This is a genomic window from Paragemmobacter amnigenus (assembly GCF_009908265.2).
Taxonomy (GTDB): Bacteria; Pseudomonadota; Alphaproteobacteria; order Rhodobacterales; family Rhodobacteraceae; genus Paragemmobacter; species Paragemmobacter amnigenus.
In genome coordinates, this window is sequence record NZ_JAAATX020000015.1 from 47,615 (window position 1) to 63,622 (window position 16,008).

Annotated in this window: 18 protein-coding genes; 11 read left to right on the plus strand and 7 right to left on the minus strand. The window is 66.3% G+C overall.

From position 1 onward, the window contains the following. Positions 1-52: 52 nt before the first annotated feature. Positions 53-1,561: a choline-sulfatase gene (gene betC, locus GU927_RS18585; protein ID WP_161763902.1), complete on the minus strand. Its 1,509-nt coding sequence runs from the start codon at positions 1,559-1,561 to the stop codon at positions 53-55. A 110-nt stretch (positions 1,562-1,671) separates the two neighbouring features. Between betC and GU927_RS18590 the strand changes: the two genes are divergently transcribed. The 6 genes from GU927_RS18590 to GU927_RS18615 all read left to right on the plus strand — a co-directional run bounded on the left by GU927_RS18590 (position 1,672) and on the right by GU927_RS18615 (position 9,631). After that, positions 1,672-3,678 carry a CocE/NonD family hydrolase gene (locus GU927_RS18590; protein WP_161763903.1) on the plus strand — a complete coding sequence of 669 codons (2,007 nt, stop codon included), beginning with the start codon at positions 1,672-1,674 and terminating at the stop codon, positions 3,676-3,678. A gap of 124 nt (positions 3,679-3,802) precedes the next feature. Continuing rightward, entirely contained in the window at positions 3,803-5,392 is a 1,590-nt protein-coding gene (locus GU927_RS18595; RefSeq protein ID WP_161763904.1) for an ABC transporter substrate-binding protein, read from the plus strand. Between the two features lie 13 nt (positions 5,393-5,405). After that, the gene (locus GU927_RS18600) at positions 5,406-6,362 is read left to right on the plus strand and encodes an ABC transporter permease (RefSeq protein WP_161763905.1); all 957 of its coding nucleotides are present in this window, start codon (positions 5,406-5,408) and stop codon (positions 6,360-6,362) included. Beyond that, entirely contained in the window at positions 6,359-7,174 is an 816-nt protein-coding gene (locus GU927_RS18605; protein ID WP_161763906.1) for an ABC transporter permease, read from the plus strand. Before GU927_RS18600 ends, GU927_RS18605 begins: the two co-directional genes overlap by 4 nt. Next, a complete protein-coding gene (locus GU927_RS18610; protein WP_161763907.1) occupies positions 7,167-8,798 on the plus strand; it encodes an ABC transporter ATP-binding protein in 1,632 nt (543 codons plus the stop codon). The genes GU927_RS18605 and GU927_RS18610 overlap by 8 nt, the downstream gene beginning before the upstream one ends. Next, on the plus strand, positions 8,795-9,631 hold the full coding sequence (locus GU927_RS18615; protein ID WP_217765729.1) for an alkaline phosphatase family protein: 837 nt from the start codon (positions 8,795-8,797) through the stop codon (positions 9,629-9,631). The genes GU927_RS18610 and GU927_RS18615 overlap by 4 nt, the downstream gene beginning before the upstream one ends. 1 nt (position 9,632) lies before the next feature. On the opposite strand, the gene GU927_RS18620 is transcribed toward GU927_RS18615, so the two are convergent. The 3 genes from GU927_RS18620 to GU927_RS18630 all read right to left on the minus strand — a co-directional run bounded on the left by GU927_RS18620 (position 9,633) and on the right by GU927_RS18630 (position 12,258). After that, the gene (locus tag GU927_RS18620) at positions 9,633-10,475 is read right to left on the minus strand and encodes a DMT family transporter (RefSeq protein WP_161763909.1); all 843 of its coding nucleotides are present in this window, start codon (positions 10,473-10,475) and stop codon (positions 9,633-9,635) included. A gap of 86 nt (positions 10,476-10,561) precedes the next feature. Continuing rightward, on the minus strand, positions 10,562-11,311 hold the full coding sequence (locus GU927_RS18625; protein ID WP_161763910.1) for a class II aldolase and adducin N-terminal domain-containing protein: 750 nt from the start codon (positions 11,309-11,311) through the stop codon (positions 10,562-10,564). After that, a complete protein-coding gene (locus tag GU927_RS18630) occupies positions 11,308-12,258 on the minus strand; it encodes an alpha/beta hydrolase (RefSeq protein ID WP_161763911.1) in 951 nt (316 codons plus the stop codon). Before GU927_RS18630 ends, GU927_RS18625 begins: the two co-directional genes overlap by 4 nt. A 107-nt stretch (positions 12,259-12,365) precedes the next feature. Between GU927_RS18630 and GU927_RS18635 the strand changes: the two genes are divergently transcribed. Beyond that, positions 12,366-12,740 carry a hypothetical protein gene (locus tag GU927_RS18635; protein ID WP_217765727.1) on the plus strand — a complete coding sequence of 125 codons (375 nt, stop codon included), beginning with the start codon at positions 12,366-12,368 and terminating at the stop codon, positions 12,738-12,740. Between the two features lie 4 nt (positions 12,741-12,744). Here the strand turns inward: GU927_RS18635 and GU927_RS18640 are convergent, their stop codons facing one another. Continuing rightward, the gene (locus GU927_RS18640) at positions 12,745-12,951 is read right to left on the minus strand and encodes a cold-shock protein (protein ID WP_108436549.1); all 207 of its coding nucleotides are present in this window, start codon (positions 12,949-12,951) and stop codon (positions 12,745-12,747) included. A 316-nt stretch (positions 12,952-13,267) separates the two neighbouring features. Here GU927_RS18640 and GU927_RS18645 point away from each other — a divergent pair, with 316 nt between their 5' ends. Continuing rightward, the gene (locus tag GU927_RS18645) at positions 13,268-13,468 is read left to right on the plus strand and encodes a YgaP family membrane protein (RefSeq protein ID WP_161763913.1); all 201 of its coding nucleotides are present in this window, start codon (positions 13,268-13,270) and stop codon (positions 13,466-13,468) included. A 2-nt stretch (positions 13,469-13,470) separates the two neighbouring features. Here GU927_RS18645 and GU927_RS18650 read toward each other — a convergent pair whose 3' ends face one another. Both GU927_RS18650 and GU927_RS18655 read right to left on the minus strand, forming a co-directional pair. Then, positions 13,471-13,620: a hypothetical protein gene (locus tag GU927_RS18650; RefSeq protein WP_161763914.1), complete on the minus strand. Its 150-nt coding sequence runs from the start codon at positions 13,618-13,620 to the stop codon at positions 13,471-13,473. 107 nt (positions 13,621-13,727) lie between these two features. Then, a complete protein-coding gene (locus GU927_RS18655) occupies positions 13,728-14,111 on the minus strand; it encodes a MerR family transcriptional regulator (RefSeq protein WP_161763915.1) in 384 nt (127 codons plus the stop codon). 124 nt (positions 14,112-14,235) lie between these two features. Between GU927_RS18655 and GU927_RS18660 the strand changes: the two genes are divergently transcribed. The 3 genes from GU927_RS18660 (at position 14,236) to GU927_RS18670 (ending at position 15,997) form a co-directional block, all read left to right on the plus strand. Continuing rightward, a complete protein-coding gene (locus GU927_RS18660; protein WP_161763916.1) occupies positions 14,236-14,667 on the plus strand; it encodes a PaaI family thioesterase in 432 nt (143 codons plus the stop codon). Next, positions 14,664-15,170, plus strand: a complete 507-nt coding sequence (locus GU927_RS18665) for a PaaI family thioesterase (protein ID WP_161763917.1) — start codon at positions 14,664-14,666, stop codon at positions 15,168-15,170. The genes GU927_RS18660 and GU927_RS18665 overlap by 4 nt, the downstream gene beginning before the upstream one ends. Before the next feature lie 182 nt (positions 15,171-15,352). Then, the gene (locus GU927_RS18670) at positions 15,353-15,997 is read left to right on the plus strand and encodes an NYN domain-containing protein (RefSeq protein WP_161763918.1); all 645 of its coding nucleotides are present in this window, start codon (positions 15,353-15,355) and stop codon (positions 15,995-15,997) included. The last annotated feature ends 11 nt before the right edge of the window (positions 15,998-16,008 follow it).

Below are 16,008 nucleotides of genomic sequence, written 5' to 3' on the forward strand. Positions count from 1 at the left end.
AATTTGCGCCAAATTCCGGCGCGGTTCCTGCGTCAGGAACCGCCTGCCGCCCTCACTCCCCGCGCGGGAATCGCTTGGACTCTTCCAGCACGTTCAGGTCCATGTGGTTGCGCATATAGCGTTCCGATGCCGCCCGCAGCGGCTGGTAATCCCACGGGAAATAGGCCCCGTTCCGCAGCGCCTCGTACACGACCCAGCGCCGCGCCTGGCTTTCGCGCACCGCCGCGTCATAGGCGGCAAGGTTCCAGCGCTGATCCGCCATGGTGCGGAACCCCTCCAGCACCGCCGCATGGGCGGGGTCGTCGGCCAGATTCACCCGCTCCGCCGGATCGGCGGCCAGATCGAACAGCATCTCGGGATCGGCGTTGCAGCGGATGTATTTCCACTTCCCTTCCCGCAGGCAGACCATGGGCGTCACCGTCCCCTCTGCCGCATATTCCATGCAGACGGGTGCCGCGCGCCCCTCTCCGCGCGCAAGGGGAACAAGGTTCTCGCCATCCGTCCAGGGCATGATCTCGGCCATGTCGATCCCCGCCAGCGCGCCCAGCGTGGGCGTCACGTCGATGGTGGAGACGGGGGTTTCCACCAGCCGCGGCTCCAGCCCCGGCGCGGCAATCATCAGCGGCACGCGGGCAGAGCCTTCGAAGAAGTTCATCTTGAACCACAGCCCCCGCTCGCCCAGCATCTCGCCATGGTCGGACAGGAAGACCACGATCGCCTCCTGCCGCGTGGCCTCCAGCGTGTCGAGGATTTCGCCGATCTTCGCATCGACATAAGAGATATTGGCGAAATACCCCTGCCGCGCGCGGCGGATGTGGCTGTCGGTGATGTCGAAGGCCCGCCAGTCGCAGGCATCCATCAGGCGCTGCGAATGGGGGTCCTGCCGGTCATAGGGAATGGCCTCCGGCGCGGCCAGTTCCGGCGCGCCCTCGTACATGTCCCAGTATTTCCGCCGCGCGACGAAGGGGTCATGCGGATGGGTGAAGCTGACCGTCAGGCACCACGGGCGCGCATCCCCGCCGCGCGACAGGTCGTATATCTTCTGCACCGCCTGAAAGGCCACGTCGTCATCGTATTCCAGCTGGTTCGTGATCTCGGCCACCCCCGCCCCCGTGACGGAGCCGAGGTTGTGATACCACCAGTCGATCCGCTCTCCCGGTTTGCGATAGTCGGGCGTCCAGCCGAAATCGGCGGGGTAGATGTCGGTCGTCAGACGTTCCTCGAAGCCGTGCATCTGGTCGGGGCCGACGAAATGCATCTTGCCCGACAGCGCCGTCTGATACCCCGCGCGGCGCAGGTGGTGGGCATAGGTGGGAATGTCGGACGCGAATTCCGCGGCATTGTCATAGACCCGCGTCCGCTTGGGCAGCGCGCCGGACATGAAGGCCGCGCGGGCGGGCGCACACAGCGGCGAGGGCGTATAGCTGCTCGCAAACCGCACCGACCGCGCCGCCAGCCGCCGCAGGTTCGGCGCGTGCAGGAAATCCGCAGGCCCGTCGGGGAACAGGGTTCCGGTCAACTGATCCACCATCAGGATCAGGATGTTCGGGCGCTGGGTCATGGGTCGGGTCCTTCGCAAAGCTCTGCCTGCCGCAGTCCAATCGCAACAGGTCGCACCGTTCAATCGCAGGGGCGACCTGCCATGGCAAGTTCCGGTCACAGGAGGCCGCAATGACGATCCGCACCGACTTTCCCCACGCCATCACCGAAGACCCCGACATGGGCATCCCCATGCCCGACGGCTGCCGCCTGTCGGCCCGCGTCTGGATGCCGGTGGACGCGCCCGCGAACCCCGTTCCCGCCGTGCTGGAATACATCCCCTACCGCAAGCGCGACGGAACCCTGCAGCGGGACGAGATGATGCATCCCTATGTCGCAGCCCACGGCTATGCCTGCGTGCGCGTCGACATGCGCGGCAACGGCGACAGCGAAGGGCTTATGTCGGACGAATACACGCAGCAGGAAATGGACGATGCCGTGGCCGTCATCGACTGGCTCTCGCGCCAGCCGTGGTGTTCGGGCACGGTGGGGATGATGGGCAAGTCATGGGGCGGCTTCAACTGCCTGCAGGCCGCCTTCAACCAGCCCCCCGCGCTCAAGGCCGTGATCTCGGTCTGCGCCACCACCGACCGCTTCGCCGATGACATCCATTACAAGGGCGGCTGCCTTCTGGGCGAAAACTTCGGCTGGGGCGCGGTGATGCTGTCCTACTCCTCGCGCCCTGCCGACCCGGCGCTGCGCCCCGACTGGCGCGCGGACTGGTTGAACCGGCTGGAGAACGAACCCTGGCTCGCCCCGCGCTGGGCGGCGCTGCAGGAACGGTCCGCCTACTGGAAACACGGCTCCGTCTGCGAGGATTACAGCCGGATGCAGACCCCCGTCCTGATCTGGGGCGGCTGGGCCGACAACTACATGAACACCGTGTCGCATCTGGTGGAAAACGTCCCCGCCCCCTGCAAGGGGATCGTGGGGCCGTGGGTGCACCAATACCCCCACACCGCCGCGCCCGGGCCGCAGGTGGGCTTCCTGCAACTGGCGATCCGCTGGTGGGACCGCTGGCTGAAGGGCATCGCGAACGGGGCCGAGGACGACCCCGCCTATCGCGTCTGGATGATGCATTCCGCCCCGCCCGATGCCAGCGCGCCCTATCGCGCGGGGCATTGGGTGGCCGAACAGGACTGGCCCACGCCGCGCGCCAAACCCCTGACGCTGCACCTGCATGGCGCGTCGCATGGGTATTTGGGCCGAGATGAAGCGGCAGGTTTTGCGCAAGACATCGCCACGCCCCAGCATCTGGGTCTCAAGGCAGGCGAATTCTTCCCCATGGGCCTGAACGCCGAAATGCCGGGCGACCAGCGCGACGATGACGCACTGTCGGTCACCTTCGACACCGACGTGATGCCCGACGGCATGGACCTGCTGGGGGCGGCGAAACTCACCCTCACCCTCGCCTCCGACCAACCGCTCGCTTTCATCGTTGCGCGGCTGAACGACGTGGCCCCCGACGGATCGTCCACCCGCATCGCGCATGGAATGCTGAACCTCTGCCACCGCGACAGCATGGAACACCCCCGCCCCCTGACGCCGGGCGAAGCCGTCACCGTCACCTTCGCGCTGGACCATTGCGCCTACCGCCTGGCCCCGGGCCACCGCCTGCGTATCGCGCTCTCGAACAGCTACTGGCCCTTCGTCTGGCCCTCGCCCGCGCCCGCAACCCTGACCCTGACCGCGGGAAGCCTGACCCTTCCCGTCCATCAGGGCAGCACCAACGAATGGACCCCGCCGCCGGCCGAACATGCCAGCCCGTGGAAGCACCGCGTGATCCGGCAGGGCAAGACCCGCCGTTTCATCGAAACCGACCAGATCACCGGCACCGTGGCCCTTGTCGTGCAGGACGACCTTGGCGATGCCGAAAACCTGACCCACGGCCTGTGTACGGGCGAGACGATGTCGGAACGCTGGGAAATCCACCCCGACGACCCGCTCTCGGCCCGCGCCACCCACACATGGGAACAGCGCCTGTCGCGCGGCGACTGGTCCGTCCGCACCCATGCCTGGGCCGAAATGACCGCCACCGCCACCCATCTGCGCCTGACCGCCCGCCTGCGCGCATGGGAAGGCGACAACCTGATCTTCCAGCGCGACTGGGATGATGAAGTGCCGCGTAAAGCCGTGTGAAGAAACGTGACCGCTCCACGGGAAAAAACCTTTGCCGTGGAAAGGATTCGCGGGTTACTGATTGGGTAATCAACAAAAACGGCGCTCAGTAGAAACGGGGCCGGAAAACAGGGAGACCAAGGGAATGAACGCAGAACTCGACTACATGCTCAAGCGCGCCGCGCGCGGCCTGATGAGCCGCCGCGAATTCGTCGGCCGCGCCTCGGCGCTGGGCATCACCGCCGCGACGGCGAACATGCTCCTCTCCTCGGCCGCCCGCGCGCAAGAGGCGGTCAAGGGCGGCACGCTCCGCGCCGGCATGGCAGGCGGGGAATCCACCAACTCGCTCGACCCCGCACTGGCGGCCTCCGAAGTGCCCTTCATGGTCAACATGACCTGGGGCGAGATGCTGGTCGACGTGAACGCCAAGGGCGAGATCGACTACCGCATCGCCGAAGAGATCAGCGCCAATGCCGACGCGACCGAGTGGAAGTTCAAGATCCGCGCCGGCGTCGAATTCCACGACGGCAAGACCGTGACGGCAGAAGACGTGGTCGCCACACTGAAGCGCCACACCGACGAGAAGTCGCAGTCCGGCGCGCTGGGCATCGTGCAGGGCATCTCGGAAATGACCGCCGAAGGCGACATGGTCACGCTCAAGCTTGCCTCGGGCAATGCCGACCTTCCCTTCCTGATGGCCGACTACCACCTTGTGATCCAGCCGGGCGGCGGTGTGGACAATCCGGCCGCAGGCATCGGCGCGGGCCCCTACAAGGTCGTCGCCAACGAACCGGGCGTGCGCCATGTGTTCGAACGCAACCCCAACTACTTCGACAGCACGATGGGCCATGCCGACAGCGTGGAAATCCTCGTCATCAACGACAACACCGCCCGCACCGCCGCCCTGCAAGCGGGGCAGGTCCACATGATCAACCGCGTGGACCCCAAGATCATCGAACTGCTCAAGGGCGCGCCCGGCATCTCGATCGAACACGTCGCGGGCCGCGGCCACTACGTCTTCATCATGCATTGCGACAAGGCCCCCTTCGACAACAAGGACCTGCGCAACGCCCTGAAACTGGCGATCAACCGTCAGGAAATGGTGGACAAGATCCTTGGCGGCTACGGCTCGCGCGGGAACGACTTCCCGATCAACGCGGCCTATCCGCTGTTCGACGACTCCATCCCGCAGCGCGAATACGACGCGGCGGCGGCGGCCGAACTCTACAAGGCCTCCGGCCATGACGGCAGCCCGATCATCCTGCGCACCGCTCCGGGCGCCTTCCCGGGCGCGGTCGAGGCGGCGCAGCTCTTCCAGCAATCCGCCGCCGCGGCGGGTATCCCGCTGGAGGTGAAGGTCGAACCCGATGACGGCTACTGGTCCAACGTCTGGAACGTAGAACCCTTCTGCGCCTCTTACTGGGGCGGCCGTCCGGTGCAGGACCAGATGTATTCCACGGCCTACCTGTCCACCGCAGACTGGAACGACACCAAGTTCAAGAACGCCCGCTTCGACGAACTCCTCGTCGCCGCGCGCGCCGAACTGGACGCGGAAAAGCGCAAGGGCATGTATTCCGAAATGGCCAACATCCTGCGCGACGAAGGCGGCCTGATCTGCCCGATGTTCAACGACTTCGTCGAAGCCAAGCGCGAAGAGGTCGGCGGCTGGCAGCCCGATCCGAACGGCGAACTGATGAACGGCCGCGCACTTGCCAAGTGCTGGCTGAACGCCTGATCGGGCGCGCACGGTGCATCCGATCCTCAAACTCGTGGTCCAGCGCATCGCGCTGGGCCTCCTCCTCCTGCTCGCCGTCTCGCTCCTGATCTTTCTGGGGACCGAGGCGCTCCCGGGTGACGTGGCACAGGCCATCCTTGGCCAGTCCGCCACGCCCGAGGCGCTGGCCAACCTGCGGGAATCGCTGGGGCTGAACCAGCCCTCCTATGTCCGCTACTTCCAGTGGCTGGGCGGCATCCTGACGGGTGACTTCGGCGTCGCCCTGACCAACGGGCAGGACATCGGACAGGCCATCGGCCAGCGTCTGGGCAATACGCTCTTCCTCGCCACCTGCGCCGCCGTGATCTCGGTCCCGCTGGCGATCCTGCTGGGCCTTGTCGCCGCGCGCTACAACGGGCGCTGGCCGGACAAGGTGATTTCCGGCGTGACGCTCTCCACCATCTCGCTGCCCGAATTCGTGGCGGCCTATTTCGTCATCTTCCTGCTGACGCAGGTCATCCCGATCTTCCAGCCCGTCGCCATGGTCTTTCCCGGCATGTCCTTCTGGGACCGCCTTCAGGCTGTCGCCCTGCCAGTGATCGTCCTCGTTCTCGTGGTCCTTGCCCACATGATGCGCATGACCCGCGCCGCGATCCTGAACGTCATGCAGTCGGCCTATATCGAAACCGCCGAACTCAAGGGCCTGTCGCCCATGCGGGTGATCTGGCAGCACGCCTTCCCCAACGCCATCGCCCCCATCGTGTCGGTCGTGGTCCTGAACCTCGCCTATCTCGTCGTGGGCGTCGTGGTGGTCGAGGTGGTGTTCGGCTACAACGCCCTTGGCCAATACCTCGTCGACCACGTCGCCAAGCGCGACCTTCCCGTGGTGCAGGCGGTCGGGCTGATCTTCGCCGCCGTCTATATCGGCCTGAACATCCTTGCCGACGTCATCGCGATCGTCGCCAACCCGCGGCTGAGGCACCCGAAATGAAGATGCCCCTTTCCGCCCTCATCGGTCTGGTCCTGACCGGCATCTTCCTGTTCTGCGCCGTCTTCGCGCAGCTCATCGCGCCCTATCCGCTCGACGCCGTCACAGGCGGCGTCTGGGAAGGCCCGTCCGAGGCGCACTGGCTCGGCACCGACACGATCGGCCGCGACATCCTCTCGCGCCTGATCCATGGCGGCCAGATCACCATCTTCGTGGCGCTGGCATCCTCGCTCATCTCCTTCGGGCTCGGCTCCTTCCTTGGCTTCCTCGCCGCCGTGCGCGGCGGCTGGATCGATCAGGGTCTTTCCCGCCTTGTCGACCTGATGATGGCGATCCCCTCGCTCATCATCGCGCTGGTCGTGCTCTCGGTCCTGCCGATCAACCTGACCGTGCTGATCCTCGTCATGGGCCTGCTCGACTCCACCCGCGTGTTCCGCCTCTCCCGTGCCGTCGCCATGGACATCGCCGTGATGGACTATGTCGAAGCCGCAAAACTGCGCGGCGAAGGCCAGTCTTGGATCATATTCCGCGAGATCCTGCCCAACGCCCTCTCGCCGCTGGTGGCGGAATTCGGCCTGCGCTTCATCTTCGCGGTCCTCTTCATCTCGACGCTGTCCTTCCTCGGCCTCGGCATCCAGCCGCCGCTCGCGGACTGGGGCGGGATGGTGAAGGAGAACAAGGACGGCCTCATCTACGGCAAATCCGCCGCGCTAATGCCGGCACTTGCCATCGCGCTCTTGGCCATTTCGGTGAACCTCGTGGCCGACTGGATCCTGTCGCGCACCACCAGCCTGAAAGGGGGTCGCGGTGCCTGATCTTCTCGACATCCGAAACCTCCGCATCGAGGCCACCTCCTACCCGCCGGGCGAGGCACCCCGCGACGTGGTGCTGGTGGATGACGTGTCCGTCTCCGTCGCCAAGGGCAAGGTGCTGGGCCTGATCGGCGAATCCGGCGCGGGGAAATCCACCATCGGCCTTTCCGCCATGGCCTATGGCCGCGGCGGCGTACGCCTGACGGGGGGCGAAATCCTCCTGAACGGCCGCAACATCCGGCTGGCCGACCCCGCCGCCCTGCGCGCGCTCAGGGGGCGCGAAGTCACCTACGTCGCCCAATCCGCCGCCGCCGCCTTCAACCCCGCGAAACGGCTGATGGAACAGGTGATCGAAACCTCGCTCACCCACGGCCTGATGTCCCGCGCCGATGCCGAAAAACGCGCGGTCATGCTCTTCGGCAAGCTGGGCCTGCCCAACCCCGAAACATTCGGCACGCGCTACCCGCATCAGGTCTCGGGCGGCCAGTTGCAACGCGCCATGACGGCCATGGCGCTCTGCCCCAAACCCGACCTCGTCATCTTCGACGAACCCACCACCGCGCTGGACGTGACGACGCAAATCGACGTGCTGGCCGCGATCAAGGAAGCCATCCACGACACAGGCGTCGCCGCGCTCTACATCACCCACGACCTTGCCGTCGTGGCACAGGTGGCCGACGACATCCTCGTCCTGCGCCACGGGAAAAAGGTGGAATACGGCCCCACCGCCCAGATCATCACCGACCCGCATCAGGACTATACCCGCGCGCTCGTCTCGGTCCGCTCCATCGACCACGTGGAAAAGCCCGAAGCCCCGCCCGTCCTGTCCATCCAGAACGTCACCGCCCGCTATCGCGGCACGAATTTCGACGTGCTGAAGAACGTCACCGTGGACCTCCCCGCAGGCCAGACGCTGGCCGTGGTGGGCGAAAGCGGATCGGGCAAATCCACCCTCGCCCGCGCCATCACGGGCCTTCTGCCGCCCAGCCAAGGCCGCATCACCTTTGCCGGACGCGAACTGTCGCGCGACCTGCAAAGCCGCTCGCGCGACGACCTGCGCGAACTCCAGATGATCTACCAGATGGCCGACACCGCCATGAACCCGCGCCAGACGGTCGGCACCATCATCGGCCGCCCGCTGGAATTCTATTTCGGCATGACGGGTGACGAAAAACGGATCCGCGTTCAGGAATTGCTGGACGAGATCGAGATGGGCAAAGGCTATATCGACCGCTACCCCGCCGAACTGTCGGGGGGCCAGAAACAGCGTGTCTGCATCGCCCGCGCCCTTGCCGCCAAACCGAAGCTCATCATCTGCGACGAGGTGACCTCCGCCCTCGACCCGCTGGTGGCCGACGGGATCCTGAAACTCCTCCTGAACCTTCAGGCGCAAGAGCATGTCGCCTATCTCTTCATCACCCACGACCTTGCCACGGTAAAGGCCATCGCAGACCGCATCGCCGTGATGTATCGCGGTCAGGTCGTCCGCTACGGGTCCAAGACCGATGTGCTGACCCCTCCCTTCGACGATTACACCGACCTCCTGCTGTCCTCGGTCCCCGAAATGCAACTGGGCTGGCTGGAACAGGTGCTGGCCCATCGCAAGATGGAAAGCGCGGGGAACTGATGCGCAAACTCCTGCTGATCATCATCGACGGGGTGCCCTACCGCAACTGGCGCCGCCTCTTCGGCAATCTCGAAGGCTGGGTGCAGCAGGGCGAGGCGCGGGTGTGGCGGATGCGCTCGGTCCTGCCCTCCACCTCGGCCTCCTGCTACGCCTCGATCCACACGGGCGTGCCGCCACAGGTCCACGGCATCTGGGGGAATTCCAACGTCCGCAAACTGGACCTGCCCGACATCTTCTCCGAACTGGCCCGCGCAGGCCGCCGCACCGGCGCCGTCACCCACAGCTTCTGGTCCGAATTCTTCCAGCGCGCGCCCTTCGACACCGTCCGCGACATCGAATATGACGAAGAAACCGGCCCCATCCACCACGGCCGCTTCCACACCATGGCCGGATACGGCCATGACAACCAGATGACGCCCTCCGACCACGACCTCTTCGCCACCCTGACAAGGCTCTGCGAAGTCAAAGGCATCGACTACGGCATCTACCATTCCTGTACGCTCGACAGCATGGGCCACCGCTATTTCCACGACTGCGCCCAGATGGACCATGCCTGCTACCTGCTGGACGAACAGATGGCCCCCTTCATCCACCGCTGGCGCAACGCGGGATACGAAGTCATCGTCACCGCCGACCACGGGCAGGACGACCGCGGCCACCACGGCGGCGCGGGCGACCTGCAACAGGACTTCGCCTTCTACTACTTCGGCGACAGCGCCATGCCCGCGCGTGACACGGTCCTCGACCAGCTCGCCCTCGCGCCTTCGATCCTCACCCGCATGGGCGTTCCCGTCCCCGCCACGATGAAGGCCGCGCCCTTCTTCACGCCCTGACCTAGCCCGCGAAGTGCATCATCCCGGCCCCGCCCGCGATGATGACCACACCCAGCGCATGCGCCGCCCGCGCAGGCTCGCGCAGCCAGACAAAGCCCAGCGCGGCGGCAAAGACGATGCTCGTCTCGGCCAGCGCCGCCACCACCGCCACTTCTTCCCGCTGCATCGCAAACAGCACCAGCCCGTAAACCACCACCGACATCGCCGCGAACCCCGCCGCCCGCGGCACCGCCGCCACGCCCAGCGCCACGATCCGCGCCCGTTCCGACCGCAGCGCAAAGGCCGCCAGCATCACCCCGTTCAGCGCATAGAGCACCGCGCAATAGGCCAGCGCCGACCCCGCCTCGCGCACGCCCACCGCATCCGTCACCGTATAGCCGCAGATCACCCCCGCCAGCAGGACCGTCGGCCCCAACCCGCGCAGCCCTGCCCATCCCGACATCCCGTTCACCGCCACCAGCACCAGCCCCGCCACGATGGCCCCCACCATCGCCATCTCGGCAAGGCTCAGTCGTTCGGCCAGAAACACCGCCGCAAAGCCCGTGGTCAGCAGGACCCCCGCCCCCCGCGCCAGCGGAAAGACCAGCCCCAGCGCGCCCCCCTCATAGGCCCGCCCCAGCACCACCCAATAGGCAAAGCCCCAGCAGGCCGACAGCACCAGCCACGGCAGGCTTGCCATATCAGGCAACCCCGTGAAGGGCAGCGCCAGCACCCCCAGCACGCCGCCGACGATCCCCGTCAGCACCGACATGCCGCGACAGTCCCCCTCGGCCTTCAGGAACAGATGCATCACCGCATCCAGCGCGGCAGCCGCCAGAACGATCAGCAGGATGGATTGCGACATCGGAAAAACCCCCAAGGACCCGGAACACTGCCCGTGTCTAGCGGTTGACGCCACGTCGGGCTGTTCCGCGGGGAACTCGGGCCACGCTATTTCGCGTAAGCCCCGCCTTCCTCGTCCAGGATCGCGCGCAGCTCGCGCAGGTGGTTTTCGGCAAAGCCGGGATAGGCCTCCCACTCCTGCGCCGTCTTTTCCGCCACCGCATCGGGCAGCACGCGCAAGGGCCGCCCCGTCTGCAAGGCGCGCACATAGGTCTCGGCCGCCCGCTCGAAATAATACAGCCGGTTGAACGCCTCGGCCACGGTGCGCCCCACCACCAGCACCCCGTGATTGCCCATCACCATCGCAATCACCTTCGGGTCCGCCAGCAGTGCCGCGCAGCGCGCCCCCTCCTCCTCGAAGGCCATGCCGCCATACTGCTCATCCACCACATGCCGGCCAAAGAACATCGCCGAATTCTGGTCGATCGGCGGCAGGCGCGACTCCGCCAGAGACGCCAGCACCGTCGCATGGACCGAATGCACATGCATCAGGCACCGCGCATGGGGCAGCGCGCGGTGGATCGACCCGTGCAGCCCCCATGCCGTCGGGTCCGGCGCATCGGGCCGCGCCATCGTGTCCGGATCATTCGCGTCGATCTCCACCAGCGACGACGCCGTAATGCGGGAAAAATGCCGCCCGTTCGGGTTGATCAGGAACCGCGTCCCCTCCGCGTTCACCGCCAGCGAAAAGTGGTTGGCCACCGCCTCGTGCAGACCCAGCCGCGCGGTCCAGCGAAAGGCCGCCGCCATGTCGCAGCGCTCCTGCCAATGGGTCAGGTTCGGGATCGGTGCATTCATTTGCCATCCTCCTCGGCCGCGGGGTTCCACCGCCCCGCCGCCATTGCCGAAATCGCCGCCGTGATCCGCGCGAAACTGGCCTGCGCCCGCGGCACCGTGGCCCGCGCCCGCAGATAGCCATGCACCAGCCCCTGCTCCACCACGCCCGCGGCCATACCCCCCGCCGCCCGCACCGCCGCCGCATAGGCCGCGGCATCATCGGCCAGCGGGTCACACTCCGCCGCCACGGCCAGCGTCGGCGGCAGCCCCGCGAAATCCGCATCCGACAGCGGCGCAAAGGTCGGGTCCGGCGCGGGCACCACGCCCCCCGCATGACGCACGCCCGCATAGAATTCCACATCCGCCCGCGTCAGCATCGGCGCCTCCGCATGCGTCTCGAACGATCCGCCCCCGCGCACGCCGCCCAAGCCCGGATAGATCAGCACCTGCCCCGCGATCCCCAGCCCCCCGCGCCGCCCTGCCGCATGGCAGACCGCCGCCGCAAGGTTCCCTCCCGCACTGTCACCCACCATGACCAGCGGCGCAGGCAGTTCCGCCGCCACCGCCCGCGTCGCGGCCAGCGCATCGTCAAAGGCCGCCGGATGCGTATGCTCGGGGCACAGCCGGTAATCCACCGACACCACATGCAGCCCCGTCGCCGCGCGGATATCGGCGCAGACGTCGTCGTGGCTATGCAGGCCCCCCACGACGAACCCGCCGCCATGCAGATAGACCACGGTCCCCCCCGCACCGGCGTAATGGCGACAGGGCACCCCGCCAAAGGCACGGTCCACCGCCACCACCCCCGCCGGATAGCCGCGATGGAAGGCGCGGCACATCCGGTCATAGATCGCGCGCTGCTCTGCAATGGTCAGCGTCGCGGTATCCGGCGGATAGGATGCCTCGGTGATCCGGATAAAATCGCGGGTCTCGCGGTCGATAAGGGAATGGTAATCGGGGCTCTGCATGATCCGAGCCTGTGGTGAATCGGCCGGTCACGCAACTCTGTCTGCGACCTGCCGCGGTGTGATTGGCGGGGTTTCACATGACGCAGCTTTTCGCGCGCGACAGGCGCATGTCGATCGCGACAGTCATGCCCGACGGGCAGCCCGTCCATCTCCACGTCGCCACGCAGGACAGCCACCTGCGCCACCTGCTCGCCGCCCGCCTGCACGGCCTGCCCGAACACCCGCCCCCTGCCAGCCTTCCGCGCACCCTGCGCCTTCTGCTGACCGAAGGGACCGACACGTCGCACACCGCCGCCGGAACGGGTGCCGATGCCGTGCTTCACCTGTCAAGGGATTGCCCCGTCCAGACCTTCCCCCCCGACCTCGGGGCCGAGCCGATCCGGCTTCGCCTGCCCCTCTCGCGGGTCGCGCTGCATGTCGCGCTGGAATACGTGGCGGGAAAAAGCAAGGGGACAGGCCACAGCGCGGCCCATCCCCGTTAGTCGCTCAGGCGAGCGACAGGTTCGTCGCCGATTCGCGGCCGTCACGGCCCGCTTCGATGTCGAACGTCACGGCCTGGCCGTCCTTCAGACCACGCAGACCGGCGCGCTCCAGCGCGGTGATGTGAACGAACACGTCCTTCTTCCCGCCTTCCGGCGCGATGAAGCCGTAACCCTTGGTTTCATTGAACCATTTCACGGTGCCCTTGGCCATCGTGAAGTCTCCTGTCTGTCTTGCCGCCCGCACCTCGCGGCGGCCTGGCCCCGTCAGCTTGGTCGATGCTCTGGACCGGAAAATCCGAAGACAGAAGTCGAGTAGAGATAACGTCGCCCATCCGATATGGGAGCACCCCGCCAAAAAAGCAAGAATTTTGGCATAAATCCCCATTTCGCGGCGTTCCGTTGCCGGTTTCCGGGCCGTCGCGCGCCATCATTTATAAATTCACGTTCTTGAATATTATTCCCGCTTGCCCTAGATCATCCGCAGGGCAACCCGAACGGGGCGCCGCCATCAGCAAGGGAATGACAACATGACACTCGACCGCGCCGTTCTGGCCTTTGCAGGGGCGATGATCTTTCTCAGCGTCGCGCTGACCCTCTGGGTCTCGCCGCATTTCGTCTGGTTCACGCTCTTCATCGGCGCGAACCTGATGCAATCGGCCTTCACCGGTTTCTGCCCCGCCGCCATGGTGATGCGGCGTCTCGGCCTGCGCCCCGGCTGCGCGTTCTGAACTCAGCCTTCGCTGGCGGCCTCGGGCGCGGCAGCGCCCGACAGGCTGCCTTCGGGTGCGAAGATCAGACCAAGCGCCGCCAGATAGACGATCAGGAACAGCACCAGCGCGCCATAGCCCTGCCTGTTCCTGTTCCGCAAAAGGTTCTGCATCGGCGATCCCCCCCGGGTGTCACGAGTCGTCACAATATCTACCAAGATAATCGTGAATTGTCCTCCCGAATTTGCCCCCCGCCCCGAAACGGCGTTCCCCGCGCGGCTCACTCCTCGGGAAGTTTCCCCAGTTCCGCCTCGGCCGTCTCGCGCAACGCGCGCAGATCGGCGATCGAGGCCTGCATCTCCTCCACCTGCGCGGCCAGCGCCTCAAGCTGCCGGTCCGCCAGCTTCAGCCACGCCTCGAGCTGCGGCCGCGTTCCCTTCTGGCGATAGATCAGCAGCCACTGCCGGATCTCCTCCAGACTGAACCCGAAGCGCCGCCCCCGCAGGATCAGCGTCATCCGCGCCACCTCGCGCGGGCCATAGAACCGCGCGCGCCCCTCCTTCTCGGGCTGGAGGAGTTCGATATATTCGTAATAGCGCAGCGTGCGCGGCGTCACGTCGAACTTCGCGCACATCTCCTTGAAGCTCAGCCGTGTGTCTGACATCGGGCCACTCCTGCTTGGCAAACCATAGGACCGCCGCGCCCCGCGCGCAATTGCCGCTTGCACCATGCGCGGGCTTGCACATCCCCGCCGCAGACGGATTAATGGCAGCGGAAGGAACCCCGCAATGCCTGACGCCACGGCACTCGCCCGCCAGTTCATCGAAGCCATCCCCCATTCCCGCATGCTGGGAATGCGGCTGGAAAGCCTCGGCGACGGGCGGGTGACGATGACCATGCCCTATGACACGCGCTTCGTGGGCGACCCTGCCACCGGCGTCCTGCATGGCGGGGCCGTCTCGGCCCTGATGGACACGGCCAGCGGCGCGGCGGTGATGTGCCACCCCGCCTCGCCCCTCTCCACCGCCACGCTCGACCTCAGGATCGACTATTTCCGCCCCGCCACGCCCGGACAGACCATCACCGCCCGCGCCGAATGCTACCACGTCACCCGCTCGGTCGCCTTCGTCCGCGTCACCGCCACGGATGAGGACGAAACCCGCCCCGTCGCCGCCGCCACCGGGGCCTTCACGCTCGACCGGCCAAGGGGGGCGACATGACCCGCGCCAAACCCGAACCCGTGCAGGTGGTCAAACAGCGCCGCGACGCCGCGCTGACCGCGCTCTTCTCCGGCGTGCCCTATATCAACTACCTCGGCATCCGCTTCGACCGGCGCGGCGACGAACTCACCGCCATCCTGCCCTTCGACGAAAAACTGATCGGCAACCCGACCCTGCCCGCCCTGCATGGCGGCGTCACCGCAGCCTTCCTCGAGGTGGCGGCGATCATCGAACTCTCCTGGTCCATCCTCTGGGAAGAGATGGAGGGCGGCCGCCTTGACCCCGCCGCCATCGCCGCCAATCCTCCGCGCCTGCCGAAAACCATCGACTTCACCGTCGACTACCTGCGCGCGGGCCTTCCCCGCGACGCCTATGCCCGCGCCCGCGTCAACCGCTCCGGCCGCCGCTACGCCAGCGTGCATGTCGAAGCCTGGCAGGACAACCGCACCCGCCTCTTCGCGCAAGGCACGGGGCATTTCCTGATGCCGGAGGGGGGCGACTAGGCCACCACCACCGCCCTCTGCCGCCGATCTTGACATTCCGGCCCGAAAAGGGCATCTGGAGTGGCATAGTAACCCCTCGCGGACTGCCCACCTCGCATGTGGATACAGGAAGCGAGTATTACGGAATTTCGTTACGGGGTGCCAACCAGCGCCCCGTTTCTTTTTGGTATCAAGAGTAACCAGTGGCCGATCAAACCTCCGCTTCCCCGCTTCTCAAGGTCCGCGTCTTCATCGACTATTGGAATTTCACCCTTGCCTGCAAATCGCTTCAGGCGGGGTTCCGGTTCGACTGGTCAAGCATCGGCCCCCTCTTCGCGGCCGAAGCCGCAGGCAAGGTCAGCCAGTCGCTTCCCCACAGTTACGAAGCCATGCACGTCTACGGCTCCTACTCGCCGCACAAGGGCGAGGACATGAAATTCCGGCACTGGCTCACGAACTTTCTGGACAAGCAACCTGGCGTGCTCGTCAACGCGGTCGAGCGTAAACTGAAGAAGTCCCCGCCGAAATGCCCGAGTTGCCACGTTGACGCAACGCATTGTGCCGCCTGCGGGGCCGATATGCGCGGTACAGAGGAAAAGGGTGTCGATACGCGCATCGTCACCGACATGATGGGGCTGGCTTGGTCCGGAGGGTATGATGTTGCCCTTCTTGTCTCTGCCGATCGCGATTTCATCCCCGTCGCGCAAGAGCTTCAGAAACGCGGCCTCAAGGTGGTCCATGGCCAGATCGACGGTGCCGGTCAGGATCTTGCCAAACACTGCTGGACCGTGCTGGACATCGGCGCGCTGATGCCGCGCTTCGAACGTCGGGCGACGCCGGCCACATAGGCCCCTTCCCC

What these genes read in the sequence shown, in the direction of transcription:
- betC (WP_161763902.1), bottom strand. Translation starts at nt 1,561, where the DNA reads ATGACCCAGCGCCCGAACATCCTGATCCTGATGGTGGATCAGTTGACC.
- GU927_RS18590 (WP_161763903.1), top strand. Translation starts at nt 1,672, where the DNA reads ATGACGATCCGCACCGACTTTCCCCACGCCATCACCGAAGACCCCGAC.
- GU927_RS18650 (WP_161763914.1), bottom strand. Translation starts at nt 13,620, where the DNA reads ATGCAGAACCTTTTGCGGAACAGGAACAGGCAGGGCTATGGCGCGCTG.
- GU927_RS18620 (WP_161763909.1), bottom strand. Translation starts at nt 10,475, where the DNA reads ATGTCGCAATCCATCCTGCTGATCGTTCTGGCGGCTGCCGCGCTGGAT.
- GU927_RS18625 (WP_161763910.1), bottom strand. Translation starts at nt 11,311, where the DNA reads ATGAATGCACCGATCCCGAACCTGACCCATTGGCAGGAGCGCTGCGAC.
- GU927_RS18665 (WP_161763917.1), top strand. Translation starts at nt 14,664, where the DNA reads ATGACCCGCGCCAAACCCGAACCCGTGCAGGTGGTCAAACAGCGCCGC.
- GU927_RS18635 (WP_217765727.1), top strand. Translation starts at nt 12,366, where the DNA reads ATGTCGATCGCGACAGTCATGCCCGACGGGCAGCCCGTCCATCTCCAC.
- GU927_RS18630 (WP_161763911.1), bottom strand. Translation starts at nt 12,258, where the DNA reads ATGCAGAGCCCCGATTACCATTCCCTTATCGACCGCGAGACCCGCGAT.
- GU927_RS18605 (WP_161763906.1), top strand. Translation starts at nt 6,359, where the DNA reads ATGAAGATGCCCCTTTCCGCCCTCATCGGTCTGGTCCTGACCGGCATC.
- GU927_RS18595 (WP_161763904.1), top strand. Translation starts at nt 3,803, where the DNA reads ATGAACGCAGAACTCGACTACATGCTCAAGCGCGCCGCGCGCGGCCTG.
- GU927_RS18660 (WP_161763916.1), top strand. Translation starts at nt 14,236, where the DNA reads ATGCCTGACGCCACGGCACTCGCCCGCCAGTTCATCGAAGCCATCCCC.
- GU927_RS18645 (WP_161763913.1), top strand. Translation starts at nt 13,268, where the DNA reads ATGACACTCGACCGCGCCGTTCTGGCCTTTGCAGGGGCGATGATCTTT.
- GU927_RS18640 (WP_108436549.1), bottom strand. Translation starts at nt 12,951, where the DNA reads ATGGCCAAGGGCACCGTGAAATGGTTCAATGAAACCAAGGGTTACGGC.
- GU927_RS18655 (WP_161763915.1), bottom strand. Translation starts at nt 14,111, where the DNA reads ATGTCAGACACACGGCTGAGCTTCAAGGAGATGTGCGCGAAGTTCGAC.